This window comes from Kosakonia sp. CFBP8986, from assembly GCF_034044935.1.
Classification (GTDB): Bacteria; Pseudomonadota; Gammaproteobacteria; order Enterobacterales; family Enterobacteriaceae; genus Kosakonia; species Kosakonia cowanii.
In genome coordinates this window covers 527780-541952 of sequence record NZ_JAXCXB010000005.1, presented here as the reverse complement: position 1 = coordinate 541952, position 14173 = coordinate 527780, and the positions used below count along the sequence as shown (strand labels likewise).

The following is a 14173-nucleotide window of genomic DNA, read 5'->3' as shown; positions in this document are numbered from 1 at the left end:
CACAGGAGTCTGGATGTACCGCTGCATTATTAACTGATGGTAGTCCTACATGTGGAAGTCAGTTTATCTATGACGGCTCTTTTAGTGGCCAGCGTAAGCCTGGTATGGGAGTCGCAGCATCGTTACTTAATGAGCATGGAATAGCAGTATTTTCTGATACTCAGCTCGCTGAACTTATTACCTGGATTGAGGAAAGAGAAAGCTGAGCCTTCTGTCTATGGTAAAAATGTCAGACTATTTTGCTTTTCTGTGTCGCTTACCTGATTTAAAGATATCAATCTCTCATGTTCGCTTTTCGCTCAAAGCAGACCATTAAGGCCTTGTAAATGCCGCGATTGAGCGGCATACAGAAGATGATTCAGGCGGCCTATTCCCTTGAAACACAAAACTCAGGAAGATTTGCCCGAACCATAGCTTCAGCAAATGGCGGGGGCGTTGCATTACCACACCGCGATACCAGTGTATCCTTCGCATACTTCTTACCGGTATAGTCTTGATCGGCGATGTACCAGTCCGGCCCGGCATAGCTCATGTGGCTGTAGCATTCTCATGCCAATATCAACGATGTGGTACACCACGCCCTCGATAGTCACCAGGCCAGTGCCATTCGAGCCGCAGTGTTAATGGAGAAAATCTAACGCCTACCGCACATGCTGTTCGTCATATAATTTGACGGCGTGTTGCGTGTTCACCTCCCTACCCAGTGCGCCCCACCGGTGGTAATGCCCGACATTTGTTGGTCGGTGCGTTTACCGTTCCGGATTCAACTTAAGTAAATCACCGAATTTCTTAAGCCTAAGATGACTGGTTGTAGCTTTCTATTGTGGAAATAGTTAGTAAAAAAGTTAAACTTCACTTCAGTACTGCCGATATTATGATTTTTATTGCAATTTCCTTTAATCGAAATCGTGAGGCTATTCACATGTCCGGAAATCCTGTGCCTTTCCAAGCTAATGCATACAACCCACAACATGTAACCCAAAAATGGACAGCTCTACCTGCGACTTCTAGGATCGATCTCAGCCATCATGAAAAAACACCACCCCCTAATTCTGGTGGTCACACCCTTCAAAGGCATGTTGGACTAACAGTAGCGCAATTGATATCTCGCTTCCCAGGAATAGAAATAGCATCAACTTTTATGGACCGAAATATAGCTGAAGTAGCAACTTCAGAATGGTTTAATACTTATTTCAATGAATTTCTTTCTTGGTATAACAACCCACACCGTACTGAAGCCCGTTTTGCAAAAGAACTATTAACACAAGATATTCTTGGCACATATATTGCCAATAGTGATCCGTCGAAAATTCAGTATATGTCTAAAAAATTCACTCTTGTAATGAAGGCAACTCCTCATAATAGCATGCCACATCACATCCTAACTGCATTTCCTATTCCGGAGTGATCACTATGTTTGAAAAATATCCAAAAATTGAAAACATGATTAGGTCATATTTCAATCAAGATACTGTTGCTGAAATTGGTTCAACCGATATTTCCAGTATTATAGATATTTATCTTTCGGAGGTACCTAAAGATGGAGTAAAACAATTATTTAATGAAATCGTACAATTATTAAACGAAAATAAACAAACAGACCTCAACCAACAATTTCAAGAGCATTTTAAAGGTTATGTTGATGTTACACCAGTAGACGATCTTTTTAAAATGTTACAGCTCAAATTTGTTGATAAATATCCGAACCCATCGACTAAAATCGTCCAAAGGGTAAGAACAGGTAGGTACATTATTGATGGGTGGGGTCGTGTTAGCATAAGGCGAACTGGAAGAAGAAAGCGTGTAAATGTTGAAGTCACTCATGAAGAAGAGATATTACCAATGGTTGCATCTGCTCATCCAAGAGCTAAAATAATAAGTCAGCAGAAAAAGCGAATATTACGTCGAAAACTTATAAGAAAGCAAATTATTCAAGCTATTGACGAACCATCTTACTCTTTAACGGGAGATTATCAAAAGAAATTAAAAGCTTGATAGTTCCGTGTGTATATAACTGTGGATATCAGCAGCAATAATCACTTAAGGTAGACTTTATCGCTGCACCTCTATTCTAAAAGAAAATAATATCACGCAAGCTGTTGTTTTTTTATCACCAAGTAAAATGAGAGTTCAGTATGAATCTGGAAGAACTTAGTAGAATTAAGCAACAAACACTTCTCGCTTTACCGGATGATGATCTTTATCTCTACAGGCTGGGTATCGCTCTGTATGGCTTCGGCTCAATAGCTAGCTTCATGACCGAAATTGCTTCGCTTTTGGATAAGACAATCGACCGGACTGCACTACAAGGCAAGATGGGAGGTGACATTCTGGATGCCTTCCGTGCAAGCGTAAGAAAAGTAAAGTCTTCAAGTCGTATCGCTTACCGAACAGGTTTGGATGCAGCTAAACTATTTGAGATATTGAATACTGAGAGATCAGACTTTGCGCATGCATATCCAATAACCAGCGAAATGGGTGAGCAAATTCTGCATCGCAGGTTAGATGAGAAAGGTAAATATTTCGAAGTGACCAATGAATTTCTGGATAGATTCATATCTGATCTTCATAAAGTCAGTAGCAAATTATATGAAGTACGCGATCTTATAAATGCAGGAGCGCTAACTGCCAATCCCTTGTCTAAATTGAATATTGCCGGTGGCAATACCTCCCTCTCGGTTGATTAAGACACATGTATTGCAACCAAAACGTCCGCTTTTCGCTCATAGCAGAACTTCAGCTCCAGGAGCATGCCGGCTGGTTGCGCAAAGCGGGCATGACTCCTGCCAATCCGATACGCTACATTCCCTACCTCATGGCTCGCCTTCCCAGTAATCGACGCCTTTACCCCTGAAGTCGAGCACCCTGAAACCATCATCTTTTTGATTGGTGGATTTCACTAAATATTTATCTGAATCCGGGTATTCGCACACTTCGGGGAACTCCATGGTGCTGACAGAGATGTACATCAGCGGCAGGGAGGAGGTGTTAATAATCTGATGCGGCCACGCTTTTCCGGGCGGAATAGTGATAACGTCTCCCTCTTCGATGGCAACCATCCGTTCGGCGATCCTCAGCGTGCCGTTCCCCTTCAGAATGATAAACATCTCTTCCTGAACATGATGGAAATGGAAGGGCGTCGATCTTTTCCCCGGCGGAAGCGTATCCACAGAGGCACCAAGCTTGTTGGCCAGCGTGCCGGAGGTGAGCGATCCGCCCTCTGAGGCATAGAGTGGCTCGCGCTCAAAACGTACGTCATTTACTTTATTGAAGTTTTTTATGGTGAATGTTTCGCTCATTAGGTCACTCCATAGTTATCTGAGTCCAGCTCAGTTTTTTAATGACACTGATACATTACGCGATCCGTTACTATTTTCACCTTATCCGCTTACTTCTGCTCACGATCGGCGCTATACGCTACCGCTTTCATCTCCTGCAACGCTTCCAGGCGGCTTTCCAGCGCGGCGTTGATATTTTCATAAGCCGTGCTGCCGAGCGGCAGGCGAAGCGGGGGGCTTGCAGCATCCGCCGCTGCAATCATTGCCGCCACGCACTTCTGCGCATCGCCTTTGATGGCGAACTCGCCCGCAAGCAAAGCCGCACGCAGTCTCCCCGCTGGCGTATCGCGGTAGGCGGGCAGGGCATCGGCAATATCCAGACCTGCACCGAATTGCGTTGCCGTCGGGCCAGGCTCGACCAGCAAGAAGTCAATGCCGAAGGCCGCGACTTCCTGACGAACCGCTTCGACAAAGCCTTCAATTCCCCACTTCGTCGCATGATAGAGACTGAAATCAGGATAGGCGATCTGCCCCCCTTCTGACGAAACCTGCACAATGCGCCCGCCGCCCTGCTGCCGCAACAATGGGATTGCGGCGCGGATCAGCTGAATGGCGCCGGTAAGATTGGTGGCGATTTGCCGCTCAATCTGGGCATTGCTCAACTCCTCGGCGGCACCAAACAGGCCATAGGCGGCATTGCTGACCACCACATCGATGCGCCCCGCCTGCGAAAATGCCGCCTCGATGGTCGGTTTTATTGTTGCCGAATGGCTCAAATCGAGCACGATGACCTGCAAAAGGTCGCCATACTTCGCCACCATCTCTTCCAGCACGGTGCTCTTGCGCACACTTGCAACCACTCGATCGCCGCGTGCCAGCAGCGCTTCACACGTCAGGCGACCCAGACCGCTGGATGCGCCGGTTATTAGCCAGGTTTTCATTATGCTTATCTCCGTTTGATAAAGTGGAAACAATCATAAAACGAATAATTGATGCCATAATCGCCCTGAACTGGAATGAGCTGGTGTGGAATATTCAACAATGAAGCGTCCCTCCTGGAACGAACTGTTAGCGGTGAAAACCGTTGCCGAGCAGCGGAGCTTTAGCCGCGCGGCCGATCTGCTTGGGCTCAAACGCTCGTCACTGAGTCATACGATTAAAGCGCTGGAGACGTCGCTTGGCGTGCAGCTCTTCCTGCGCACCACCCGCAGCGTTGCGCTCACCGATGCCGGTGAAATGCTGATGGCGCGCCTGTCGCCGCTGCTGGCTGAAATGGATGAGTTGCTAAATGATGTGAGCGCCAGCGCGCAGCAGCCTTATGGCACGCTGCGCATCAGCGCCAGTGATACGGCGATCGGCCTGCTGCTGGAAACGGTGTTGCCGGACTTTATCCAGCAAAAGCCCGGAATTGAAATTGATCTGGTGGCGCAGGGGCAACTGGTCGACATCGTCGAGCAGGGGTTTGATGCCGGCATTCGTCTGGTTGAAGATGTGCCGGGCGATATGATCGCCATTCCTCTCAGCGGGCCGCTGCGCTTTGTAACAGTGGCCTCGCCCGGTTATCTGGCAGGGCGACCAACAATCGCGCATCCGCAAGACCTGATGCAACACCGCTGTTTGCGCCAGCGTTTGCCCGGCGGAAAACGCTATCACTGGGAGTATCAGCAGGGTGACGCACAGTTTGAGCTGGATGTGCCGGGTAGCCTGACGCTGAATAACAGCGCGTTAATGGTCGAAGCCGCCGTCGCCGGTTTAGGCATTGCCTATGTGCCGGAGCGCTACGCCCGCCGGCATCTTGGCGATCGGCAACTGGTGACGCTGCTTGACGACTGGACGGTGGCGTCCGCAGGGATCGCCCTCTACTTTCCGCAACATCGCCATATGCCCGTCGCATTGAGGCTTTTTGTCGACAGGGTCAAAGCGATGCAGCGTGGCTGAGCCTGTCGCGGGTGAACAGACTGCTGTTATGGCTGTGCCATTCCTGTCAGATACTCCTCTTTCCCTCAACGTTGTCGCAGCACGCCGGGAGGGCAGCCATTGATGCGTTTGAACGCGCGGCTGAAGGCGGCCTGCGAGGCATAACCCAGACGCTGGGCGACTGTCTCGATGGCGAGTTTCTCATTGCTGATCCAGTGGCTTGCCAGGCGCATACGTAACTCCGTGGCATAGCGTAAAGGGGAGACCCCAATGGTGGACTTAAAACGATCGGCAAAAACAGAGCGAGAGACATTCGCCTGGCTTGCCAGTTCGGCAACGCTCCACTCCCGGCCTGGATCGCGGTGGAGCGCCAGAATGGCGCGTGCCAGGCGGGGATCGCGCAAGGCAGCCATAAGACCAGAGGCGTTTTCTCCACCGGACTCGATCCAGCCGCGCACGATCATGGACGCGGCCACCTCGGCAAGCCGGGCGAGAATACCAGCGAAGCCAATACGCCCGGAGCAAATTTCGCTTTTCATCGCGTTCATGATGGGCACCAGCCCCGGATAACGCTGCTCCCCGGCGTCAACCACCATGGCTTCAGGCATCAGTTTACCCAGCGCCTGCATCGCGCCGAGATCAAACTCCATACAGCCATAAAAAAGCACCGTGCTTGGCGTCGGATGCGTGCTGGGGCAGGTGTCGACCCCATGCACGGATTCGCCGATAGGGGCGGCACCCAGTTCATCAATGTGCTGAAAGGTACTCGTTGCGCTGGAGAGCAGTTGATGGCTCGCGCCCTGGGGCATAAATACCGCGCTTCCGGCTTTGAGCGCATGCAGCGTGCCATCGCTAAGGCGTAAAAGGACGTCACCCACCGCGACGTAATGGAAATAGGCGTGACCCGGTTTGGTGTCGAAACCGACACCCAATTCTGGTCCGGTCTGCACACGACGGTACTGAACGCCGCGCAGGCGTAAACCCATCAGCAGTTCACTGATCAAATCGGATGAGAGAACAAAATGTGCTTCAGTGTTCATATCAGGCGTTTCGGGTAAAAATGCAGGACGCAGCATCATAGATCGTCCAGACGTTCAACTCTAGACTTTGGGTGGAAATTTAACCCAGGAAGAGATTGTGATGAGAAATGATGTAACTGAAGCACGATGCACAAAGGTTAATGAGGGTGAAGGATCAGGATCGGCATGGCTGGCGGTGTTTTCACTGGCAATGGGCGTGTTTGGTCTGCTGACGGCGGAATACCTTCCTGCCAGTTTACTAACGCCGATGGCCTACGATCTGGGTGTCACCGAATCTATGGCGGGTCAGGCGGTCACGGTAACGGCAGTGGTCGCGCTGTTTGCCGGGCTGGCCGTTCCCCGGCTAACCCGCAGCCTCGATCGACGAACCGTTCTGCTTGGTTTCACGGTCCTGATGATTGCCTCTAACCTGCTGGTTGCGCTCTCTTCAAGCCTGATGGTTGTTTTAGCGATGCGCATCCTGCTTGGGATCGCGCTCGGCGGGTTCTGGAGTATGGCAGCAGCCGTCGCCATGCGCCTTGTGCCTGAAAACCGGGTGCCGCGCGCGCTTGCCATCATTTTCAGCGGTATTGCTGTCGGGACAGTGGTTTCGATACCGCTGGGCAGTTATCTGGGCGGGATGTACGGTTGGCGCAGTGCCTTTATCGCAGCAACAGCAGTAGGGGCGCTGACGCTGATCGTTCAGCTCTTTACGCTTCCCGCGATGCCGCCGCGCAGCAGGGTGAAAACGGCCTCAGTGGCAGACTTACTCCGCAGGCCAGGCATTGCGACAGGCATGATGGGGTGTGTACTGGCGCATACCGGCCAGTATGCACTGTTTACCTACATCCGCCCGGCGCTGGAGAGCGTTGTGCCGCTGGATGTCGATCGCTTGTCATTGATTCTGCTGGGCTTTGGCGTCGCCAATTTTATCGGCACGCTGCTTTCCGGTTGGCTAATCGAGCGTAGCCTTCGCCTCACTCTGGTGGTGATGCCAGCCATTGTCGGTGCAGCCGCATTAAGCATGATCATATTTCCACTTGAGGAAACCGGGCTGATGCTGCTGGTTGCGATATGGGGGCTGGCATTCGGCGGTATTCCGGTGGCATGGTCCAACTGGGTTGCACGCGCTGTTCCGGATCAGGCGGAAACGGCCGGCGGCATGGTGGTCGCCGCCGTACAATCCTCAATCGCCATCGGGGCGGCGCTGGGAGGCGTCATCTTTGGCTTGAGCGGCATAACCGGTGTCTTCGTTGTCGCAGGTGGCGTCATGTTCCTTGCTGCGCTTGTTATTGGCACAAAAGTACGCCTTGTACAGGTAAACAGCGCGCGGGCGAATACCCCTGCAACCTCATTTGAATAAGAACGTCTTTTTAGCGGCCAGGGAGGGCCTAAATCGACGACTACGCTTTGCCACCTGACGTCACCCGCTGGCGGTGACAATCCGTCGGCTCCACTTTTTTTCCCTCTGCGGAACAGACACGTAACGGCTGCAAAGGCTGACCGCTGGTGTTATCCACCAATACAGAGTGCGCCTCTCCCTCGGCAAAGAGGTAGCGCTCACCCCATTGCCGCATCGCCACCACAATCGGAAACACCGCGCGGCCTTTGTCGGTCAGGACATATTCACTGTAGGCGCTGCCATCGGATGCCGGGCTGATCTCAAAGATACCGTGCTCAACTAACAGTTTGAGGCGAGCGGCGAGAATGTTTTTTGCCAGCCCCAGATTTTTTTGAAACTCACTGAACCTGCGCACATCGTCAAACGCTTCCCGGATAATCATCAAACACCAGCGCTCGCCAATCGACTCGAGGGTTCGGGCCACGGGGCATTCACTGGTTCTGAGGGATTCCTGTTTCGCCATTTCTGCACTCCCGGCATCTCTTGAGGGAGACGAGTATAAGTCCCTCGCAAACTGGTTGCAAAAGAAAACCGCCAATGCTATCTCTGTCGCTCTTGTGGTTTTAAAAAGCAACCAGAATGGGCAGGTGTGATGAGGAATAAATTGAGTGTAGAGGCGGGTATCACGCAGAATGCAGGATCTGGCGCTGCTCTGGTGCTGAAACCGGGCATTGTCTTTTTGTTCTCGCTGATAAGCGCGCTGTCGGTGGCAAATGTTTACGCGTCACAGCCTTTACTGGAATCTATCGCGCTGACTCTCAATATTCCCCAGGCGGTGATTGGCAGCGTGGTAACAGCCACCCAGGCGGGCTATGCGCTCGGGTTGATTTTCCTTGTGCCGCTCGGGGATGGGATTAACCGAAAAACCCTCACCATCACGCTGCTGTCGCTCTCGGCTACGGCACTGCTGGCGGCGGGATTAGCGCCCAATTTTGTCACTCTGCTTTGTGCGCTATTTTTTATTGGTCTGCTGGCGGTGGTGGTGCAGCTGGTGGTGGCTTGGGCCGCCATTCTGGCGGCCCCGGAGCAACGCGGAAAAATTGTCGGCACGGTGACCAGCGGCATTGTGTTGGGCATTCTGCTCTCCCGCGTAGTCGCCGGCAGCCTGGCGGATCTTGCCGGCTGGCGGGCGGTTTACCTGACCTCCGCCTGCATGATAGTGCTGATGGCCTGCATGGTGGCGAAAGCGGCGCCCGCGCCATCCGTTGAGCGGCGCACCGCGCCTTATCTCTCTCTGCTGCTCTCGGTTTTCAGGCTCTTTATCACTGAGCCGCAGTTGAGAAGACGCGGTGCGTTCGCGCTGCTTATCTTCACGGCGTTCAGCATGTTGTGGAGTGCAATGGTGTTGCCGCTCACTGCGCTGTCGTTATCCCATACGGAGACAGGCTTGTTTGGCCTGGCAGGGGTGGCCGGTGCACTGGCCGCGGCGAAGGCGGGTGCCTGGGCTGACAGAGGCTGGGGGCGCAGCGCCTGCGGTGCCGCGCTGGTCGTGCTGACGCTCTCGTGGTGGCCCATCTCATGTACCGAATCTTCTCTGCTGTGGCTGGTTGTTGGCATCCTGATGCTGGACTTTGCCGTGCAGACGGTGCACGTAATCAACCAGAGCACACTCATCGCCGCCAGGCCAGAGGCCGCAAGCCGGCTGGTGGGCGCCTACATGTGCTTTTACTCGACGGGCAGCGCAACGGGCGCAATTGTTGCCACCCAGCTCTACGCTCACTTTGGCTGGAGCGCAGTCTGTATCGCCGGATCAGGCGTCAGCGCCTGCGCGTTTCTGCTCTGGTGCACAAAAAGATAGATAGCTACCCTTATCCGCGCGCGCGAAAAATCGCCGCAAGCTTCAACACAGCGGACTCAATTTCCCGCTCGTTGTAGGCGGCAAAGCCCATCAGAAAACCCGTTGAGGCAGGTTGGCCTGCATATAACGCGGTCAGCCCGAGCATATCGACATCCGCGCGGCGGGCGGCGAGGGCGATCTCTGCTTCTGCGATCCCCTCTCTCAGATGGCAGGGCATCTGCATGCCACCCGCTGGCGTAACCCAGGTGACGAAATCAGCGAGGTGCTGCTCGATCAGGCTGGCCAGTTTGTCACGCCGCGCAACATAGACGCCGCGCATCATCCGCACATAAGCACCAAAGTGTCCGCCCTCAATAAATTTAGCCAGCGTCAGCTGGGGAATGGAGGCGGTATGACCATCCATTAATGTGCGCGCTACCGTCAGCGGCTCTACCAGCTCGTCGGGAACGATCATGTAGGCGATGCGCAGGCCAGGAAAAAGTGACTTCGTGAAAGTGCCGATATAGATCGTCCGGTCAGAGCCATCCAGCCCCTGGACGCAGGCCATTGGTTTGCCTTCATAGTGAAACTCACTGTCATAATCATCCTCAATGATCCACGCCTGGTGCCGGTTTGCCCAGTCGATAACCGCCAGCCGCCGATCGAGAGAGAGCGTGGCGCCGGTAGGGTACTGATGAGAAGGGGTGAGATAGATCGCCTTTGCCGGTTCGCTCAGCGCGTTAAGTTGCTCAATCGACAGGCCGTTCTCATCGAGCGCAACCGGCAGGGTCTTAAGCCCGGCGGCTTTGAATGCTTTATGCGCTCCTTGATAGGCAGGATCTTCAATCACCACGCCATCGTTGTTATCCATCAGCACGTTGGCGCAGAGCGCCAGCGCTTGCTGGGAACTGGTGACAATGATGATGCGATCTGCCGTAGCGTGCGCGCCACGCTCCAGGTTGACATACTCAGCGATGGCCCGTCGTAACCGTTCCATACCCTGGGGCGGGCTTTGATCGAGAGCCTGGTGACGATACTCCTTCAGCACCTGGCGTTGCAGGCGCTCCCAGGTAGGGATCGGGAATAACCATGTTTCAGGAATACCCGGTGCCAGCGGGCGAGGCCGGGAAAACTCACGCACCCCTCCGCTTTCATAGATAACCTCTCCCCGGGCGCTGAGCGCGGGTTTGCGCGCTCCGGCGCTTGAACGGCGCTGCCGGGCATGCGATTTCAGCAACCGGGTGCGGGGCGAGACAAAGCTCCCTTTTCCGGTATGCCGTTCAATAAACCCCTCCGCATGCAGGCGGCTGTAGGCGGCTTCAATGGTATCCCGCGAGACCGTAAGCGATGTTGCCAGCGCGCGGGAGGCGGGAAGCGCTTTTCCTTCAGACAAAATCCCGTCAAGGATGAGCGTGCGTATTGCCCGCTGGATCCTTTCATGCAGCGGCAGCGATCCGTTGGCGGGATCGATCATCCACGCTTTCACCGTTTCTAGTTGTGCATGCTTAAACATCGGCTCTCCCCGCCATGACGCATCTTAGCCGTCAGTCTAAAGCAACAAGGACAAATGCCGAACCCTAAATTGGTCTGCTGTGGACGCCAAAATTGGTGGGGCTAAACGTGCCATTGCCTGCTTATAATCCTTTCGCAAGCCTGATTAGCTATTTCCATGCAGTGGGTGGGAAATTACCGCCGGGATCTATTTCGGTGCAGCTTATTTGCGCCTGCCGGGCATGTAACAGATATAAAAAAAGAGAGGTCATTACTATGAGTAATACTATTTTTACGATTGAAGCGGTCATCGAGAGTGATTATGAAGGCTGGTTACCGCTGTGGGAGAAATATCAGGAGTTTTATAAGGTAGATATTCCCGAGCCGGTGACCAGACGTACGTGGCAACGATTTTACAGCCCGGTGGAGCCGGTATTCTGTGCGGTGGCGAAATATAACGGCAAGGTGGTGGGGTTTGCTCATTATCTCTTTCACCGCTCAACCTGGTCCGAGAGCGATTATTGCTACCTTGAAGATCTCTATGTGTGCGAATCCGTTCGCGGCCAGCAAGCAGGCAAACAGCTGATTGAATATGTGCAGCGCGAGAGCAGAAAGCGTCACGCCAGCCATCTCTACTGGCATACCCACGAAACCAATTATCGTGGGCAGCGTTTATATGACTGGGTGGCGAAGAAGAGCGGCATGATTGAATATCGCATGCAGGTGAGATAGCGATATTTTTTGCACCTTTCATTCGCCTTAAAAATAAAAAGCAGGACTTCGCAGCAAGCCACGCGCCGCAGCCGTTTTAACGTGAACAGGATGGTAAAAATAGTGAAGAAGGTACTTTTGTGTGGCCTGATACTGGCCTCTGCGTCATGCGCTGATTTCCAGAAAAGTATGCAAGATCAGATGAACGCAGTGAATGCCGCGCTCACGCCTAAAGGCACAAACGCACCGCAGAGTGCCTCTGCCAGGAGGGTGGGCACCATCACAAACGAGCAGTGCAAAACCAGCATCGGCAAGAGCCGCAGCTATTTTGAACAGATCATTGGCTTCAAACTTAACGAGTCCAACTCCTCCAGCTATACCTCTTTTTCGCAGACCTACAATCTGAAAATATCCGATCGCAAAGATCGCCTTGGCGGTAACTATGCCATCTGCGTCATTGCCATCGATCCGCAAACGGATAAAGTCACGACATTCTCTATGCCGGTTTAATACCGTGCCTCACTCTGTTTTACTGAGAAAAATAGGGGAGCCAGAGGATTCCCCTATTTTTGCCATAATCCAGTGTGGTGAAAGAGGAGTAATGTTGCTTATTAAGGCTATTCTCATATTGTTGAATTATCACGGCTGGAAACGATAATAAATTTAGCTTTAGTCGAACATATTTTATAAATTTCGCGGCTGCTATGTTGGCAAAATGCTAACGGTATGTTGAAGCGCTATGGCGAAAAATGTAGGATAGCGGCTCCATTTATGTACAAGGAAAATAACTTATACCTGAGCACAGTGAGGGTGTTCACCTTTGGCTTATTTGCCGTCGCGAACGTTGTTCGCTTTTTAAGAAAGGGTATAAAAAATGAGTACAGAAGATGAGCTGGTAAGGATCCGTGAAGAATTAAGCAGTATCAGGCGCCGTGTTCGTGGTGGTGGTGGAAGCGACTACTGGTTTGTCTATGCGGTGCTGATCATCCACGGGCTGGTAGCAGGTGGCGTAACGGGTTACTTTTTAACCTCCCAGGCAGGCTGGAAAACGCTTCCTGCCTATGGGCTGGTCTACATTGTCTCTGCACTGCTGTTTTTATTCGGTTTTAAAAGACCGGTTCTGCACCTGATCTATGTTGCGCATGCTTGTTTCTATTGGGGCGTGATTGCCTGGGGTAGTGCTCATCAATTAGGCCCTGTTGTGAGCTGGGGATGTGGGATCGCTGCGTTTATATTGTCCTTTATAACCCTCTGTCACCCTCTAGAAGTCTTTCCAAGGCTAAAACAGAAGAAATAAACGCGCCCTTTGAGGTCGTTAATTGCAGCGCGTAGTACGCTGACAAGCGCGCAAATAAAACGGGAACCTTCAGGTTCCCGTTTTTGCGTGCAATGACAGCCGCCTGAGCCCGTCAGGCGAAGCGCAACTTACTGTGTCGAGGTGGTGGTCGTCGTCGTGGTGCCGGTATTCGAACCGTTATTGCCGCCAGCCGCCATCAGTGCGAGGCCGGTAATGGCTGTGGCGATGGTTACCCCCGCAATGGCGGAAGATCCCACGGCAAACTCAGAGGCGTTTGCGCCAGCTGCTTCACCGCTATTGAGTTCCAGGGCGGAGCCCGGCGCGGCAACAGCGTTACCCGCCGCTGCAATCAGAACCAGGGCAGCAATTGTCATTTTCATCTTTCTCTTCTCCATTTAACGTTTCCTCCATCAGGGCAATGACACCCACCCCATACACTATTTTTATTGCTACTTAAGTGAAATTTATAACTGTATCTATATGTTAAATATACGTTTTATTCACCCGTGATATGACTATCAAATGACTGATTTCCCAACGCCTCGTTTTTAATCTCAGCGGATATTTTCAGACTATCCGCATCCTTGCCCGCGCCGCTGCTGGCGCTTTTAGCGGCGCGGCCTACGCTTAAAAGGTGCGACGCAGCGGCCTGTAACCGGGCTGCGCGATAGCTGCGGTGAATGGAAAAAAGAACAAGGAGCAAGAATGAACATTGCCTGTCTTGGTTGGGGATCGCTGATTTGGAAAGCGGATGGTTTACCACTGGCCAGCCGCTGGCATGCCGATGGCCCACGTTTACCTATTGAGTTTTCCCGCGTTGGTGATGGGGGTGAGCTGGCAACGGCGATCTGCATCAACGCGCCGGCTGTTCCGGTCCACTGGGCGTTTCTCAACACTGGCGATCTGGAGCTTGCGACTGCGGCCCTGCGCAAGCGCGAGCAGATCCCGGATTCACGGGAAGATGGCGTCGGCTCGCTGGTGCTGGCGGGCAATATGGACGGTGCGCTCGCCACATGGGCGGCGGCGAAACAGCTTGATGCGGTGATCTGGACCGCGTTGCCACCGCGTTTCAATGGCATTGAAGGGAGGATCCCCTGTGTCGATGATGCGCTCGCTTACCTGCGTTCGTTAACGGGCGACACCCTCAGCCACGCGCAGGACTATATCTGCCGGGTTCCCGCCGTGTTCGACACGCCCTATCGCAGAGCGATTCGTGAGCAGCTCGGCTGGCCCTGCTGATTCATCCTTTCACGTAACTCATCACATTTTTGTAACACTTTC

The 14173-nt window shown here is 52.8% G+C and carries 17 protein-coding genes and 1 pseudogene; 11 read left to right on the top strand and 7 right to left on the bottom strand.

Going from position 1 to position 14173, the window contains the following annotated elements; genetic code table 11:
- Positions 1-206: 2-thiouracil desulfurase family protein (locus tag SOM48_RS14845; protein WP_320512230.1), on the top strand; the 206-nt coding region annotated here is incomplete at its 5' end.
- A 161-nt stretch (positions 207-367) separates the two neighbouring features.
- On the opposite strand, the pseudogene SOM48_RS14840 reads toward SOM48_RS14845, so the two are convergent.
- Positions 368-599: pseudogene (locus SOM48_RS14840) on the bottom strand (DNA cytosine methyltransferase); the annotation flags it as partial.
- Between the two features lie 224 nt (positions 600-823).
- Here SOM48_RS14840 and SOM48_RS14835 point away from each other — a divergent pair.
- The 3 genes from SOM48_RS14835 to SOM48_RS14825 all read left to right on the top strand — a co-directional run bounded on the left by SOM48_RS14835 (position 824) and on the right by SOM48_RS14825 (position 2687).
- The gene (locus SOM48_RS14835; protein WP_313447727.1) at positions 824-1408 is read left to right on the top strand and encodes an RNase A-like domain-containing protein; all 585 of its coding nucleotides are present in this window, start codon (positions 824-826) and stop codon (positions 1406-1408) included.
- A gap of 5 nt (positions 1409-1413) precedes the next feature.
- A complete protein-coding gene (locus SOM48_RS14830; protein WP_320512229.1) occupies positions 1414-1995 on the top strand; it encodes a contact-dependent growth inhibition system immunity protein in 582 nt (193 codons plus the stop codon).
- Between the two features lie 140 nt (positions 1996-2135).
- A complete protein-coding gene (locus SOM48_RS14825) occupies positions 2136-2687 on the top strand; it encodes a hypothetical protein (RefSeq protein WP_320512228.1) in 552 nt (183 codons plus the stop codon).
- A gap of 126 nt (positions 2688-2813) precedes the next feature.
- Here SOM48_RS14825 and SOM48_RS14820 read toward each other — a convergent pair whose 3' ends face one another.
- Together SOM48_RS14820 and SOM48_RS14815 are read right to left on the bottom strand one after the other, a co-directional pair.
- Positions 2814-3299 (bottom strand): cupin domain-containing protein, encoded by a 486-nt coding sequence (locus SOM48_RS14820; protein ID WP_320512227.1) that lies wholly within the window; start codon positions 3297-3299, stop codon positions 2814-2816.
- A gap of 89 nt (positions 3300-3388) precedes the next feature.
- Positions 3389-4219: an SDR family oxidoreductase gene (locus SOM48_RS14815; protein ID WP_320512226.1), complete on the bottom strand. Its 831-nt coding sequence runs from the start codon at positions 4217-4219 to the stop codon at positions 3389-3391.
- Between the two features lie 100 nt (positions 4220-4319).
- Here SOM48_RS14815 and SOM48_RS14810 point away from each other — a divergent pair, with 100 nt between their 5' ends.
- Positions 4320-5216, top strand: coding sequence for a LysR family transcriptional regulator (locus SOM48_RS14810; protein ID WP_319551811.1), 897 nt, complete (start codon positions 4320-4322; stop codon positions 5214-5216).
- 65 nt (positions 5217-5281) lie between these two features.
- Here SOM48_RS14810 and SOM48_RS14805 read toward each other — a convergent pair whose 3' ends face one another.
- Complete coding sequence (locus SOM48_RS14805) at positions 5282-6274, bottom strand: AraC family transcriptional regulator (RefSeq protein WP_320512225.1); 993 nt, start codon at positions 6272-6274, stop codon at positions 5282-5284.
- A 61-nt stretch (positions 6275-6335) separates the two neighbouring features.
- Between SOM48_RS14805 and SOM48_RS14800 the strand changes: the two genes are divergently transcribed.
- Positions 6336-7577, top strand: a complete 1242-nt coding sequence (locus tag SOM48_RS14800; RefSeq protein ID WP_320512233.1) for an MFS transporter — start codon at positions 6336-6338, stop codon at positions 7575-7577.
- Between the two features lie 40 nt (positions 7578-7617).
- On the opposite strand, the gene SOM48_RS14795 is transcribed toward SOM48_RS14800, so the two are convergent.
- Positions 7618-8079, bottom strand: coding sequence for a winged helix-turn-helix transcriptional regulator (locus SOM48_RS14795; protein WP_320512224.1), 462 nt, complete (start codon positions 8077-8079; stop codon positions 7618-7620).
- A 129-nt stretch (positions 8080-8208) separates the two neighbouring features.
- Here SOM48_RS14795 and SOM48_RS14790 point away from each other — a divergent pair, with 129 nt between their 5' ends.
- A complete protein-coding gene (locus SOM48_RS14790) occupies positions 8209-9414 on the top strand; it encodes an MFS transporter (RefSeq protein WP_414672792.1) in 1206 nt (401 codons plus the stop codon).
- Positions 9415-9424: 10 nt separating this feature from the next.
- Here SOM48_RS14790 and pdxR read toward each other — a convergent pair whose 3' ends face one another.
- Positions 9425-10906: a MocR-like pyridoxine biosynthesis transcription factor PdxR gene (gene pdxR, locus SOM48_RS14785; RefSeq protein ID WP_320512223.1), complete on the bottom strand. Its 1482-nt coding sequence runs from the start codon at positions 10904-10906 to the stop codon at positions 9425-9427.
- A 254-nt stretch (positions 10907-11160) separates the two neighbouring features.
- Between pdxR and SOM48_RS14780 the strand changes: the two genes are divergently transcribed.
- The 3 genes from SOM48_RS14780 to SOM48_RS14770 all read left to right on the top strand — a co-directional run bounded on the left by SOM48_RS14780 (position 11161) and on the right by SOM48_RS14770 (position 12892).
- Positions 11161-11616, top strand: coding sequence for a GNAT family N-acetyltransferase (locus tag SOM48_RS14780; protein WP_320512222.1), 456 nt, complete (start codon positions 11161-11163; stop codon positions 11614-11616).
- Between the two features lie 249 nt (positions 11617-11865).
- On the top strand, positions 11866-12105 hold the full coding sequence (locus SOM48_RS14775) for a hypothetical protein (RefSeq protein WP_320512221.1): 240 nt from the start codon (positions 11866-11868) through the stop codon (positions 12103-12105).
- A 364-nt stretch (positions 12106-12469) separates the two neighbouring features.
- A complete protein-coding gene (locus SOM48_RS14770) occupies positions 12470-12892 on the top strand; it encodes a hypothetical protein (protein WP_054802917.1) in 423 nt (140 codons plus the stop codon).
- A 128-nt stretch (positions 12893-13020) separates the two neighbouring features.
- Here SOM48_RS14770 and yjbE read toward each other — a convergent pair whose 3' ends face one another.
- Positions 13021-13272: an exopolysaccharide production protein YjbE gene (yjbE, locus tag SOM48_RS14765; protein WP_054802916.1), complete on the bottom strand. Its 252-nt coding sequence runs from the start codon at positions 13270-13272 to the stop codon at positions 13021-13023.
- Between the two features lie 325 nt (positions 13273-13597).
- Here yjbE and SOM48_RS14760 point away from each other — a divergent pair, with 325 nt between their 5' ends.
- On the top strand, positions 13598-14131 hold the full coding sequence (locus SOM48_RS14760) for a hypothetical protein (protein WP_128483109.1): 534 nt from the start codon (positions 13598-13600) through the stop codon (positions 14129-14131).
- The last annotated feature ends 42 nt before the right edge of the window (positions 14132-14173 follow it).

Coding starts and splice junctions, on each gene's coding strand:
- SOM48_RS14830 (WP_320512229.1), top strand. CDS start 1,414: ATGTTTGAAAAATATCCAAAAATTGAAAACATGATTAGGTCATATTTC.
- SOM48_RS14825 (WP_320512228.1), top strand. CDS start 2,136: ATGAATCTGGAAGAACTTAGTAGAATTAAGCAACAAACACTTCTCGCT.
- SOM48_RS14820 (WP_320512227.1), bottom strand. CDS start 3,299: ATGAGCGAAACATTCACCATAAAAAACTTCAATAAAGTAAATGACGTA.
- SOM48_RS14815 (WP_320512226.1), bottom strand. CDS start 4,219: ATGAAAACCTGGCTAATAACCGGCGCATCCAGCGGTCTGGGTCGCCTG.
- SOM48_RS14810 (WP_319551811.1), top strand. CDS start 4,320: ATGAAGCGTCCCTCCTGGAACGAACTGTTAGCGGTGAAAACCGTTGCC.
- SOM48_RS14805 (WP_320512225.1), bottom strand. CDS start 6,274: ATGATGCTGCGTCCTGCATTTTTACCCGAAACGCCTGATATGAACACT.
- SOM48_RS14800 (WP_320512233.1), top strand. CDS start 6,336: ATGAGAAATGATGTAACTGAAGCACGATGCACAAAGGTTAATGAGGGT.
- SOM48_RS14795 (WP_320512224.1), bottom strand. CDS start 8,079: ATGGCGAAACAGGAATCCCTCAGAACCAGTGAATGCCCCGTGGCCCGA.
- SOM48_RS14790 (WP_414672792.1), top strand. CDS start 8,209: ATGAGGAATAAATTGAGTGTAGAGGCGGGTATCACGCAGAATGCAGGA.
- pdxR (WP_320512223.1), bottom strand. CDS start 10,906: ATGTTTAAGCATGCACAACTAGAAACGGTGAAAGCGTGGATGATCGAT.
- SOM48_RS14780 (WP_320512222.1), top strand. CDS start 11,161: ATGAGTAATACTATTTTTACGATTGAAGCGGTCATCGAGAGTGATTAT.
- SOM48_RS14770 (WP_054802917.1), top strand. CDS start 12,470: ATGAGTACAGAAGATGAGCTGGTAAGGATCCGTGAAGAATTAAGCAGT.
- yjbE (WP_054802916.1), bottom strand. CDS start 13,272: ATGAAAATGACAATTGCTGCCCTGGTTCTGATTGCAGCGGCGGGTAAC.
- SOM48_RS14760 (WP_128483109.1), top strand. CDS start 13,598: ATGAACATTGCCTGTCTTGGTTGGGGATCGCTGATTTGGAAAGCGGAT.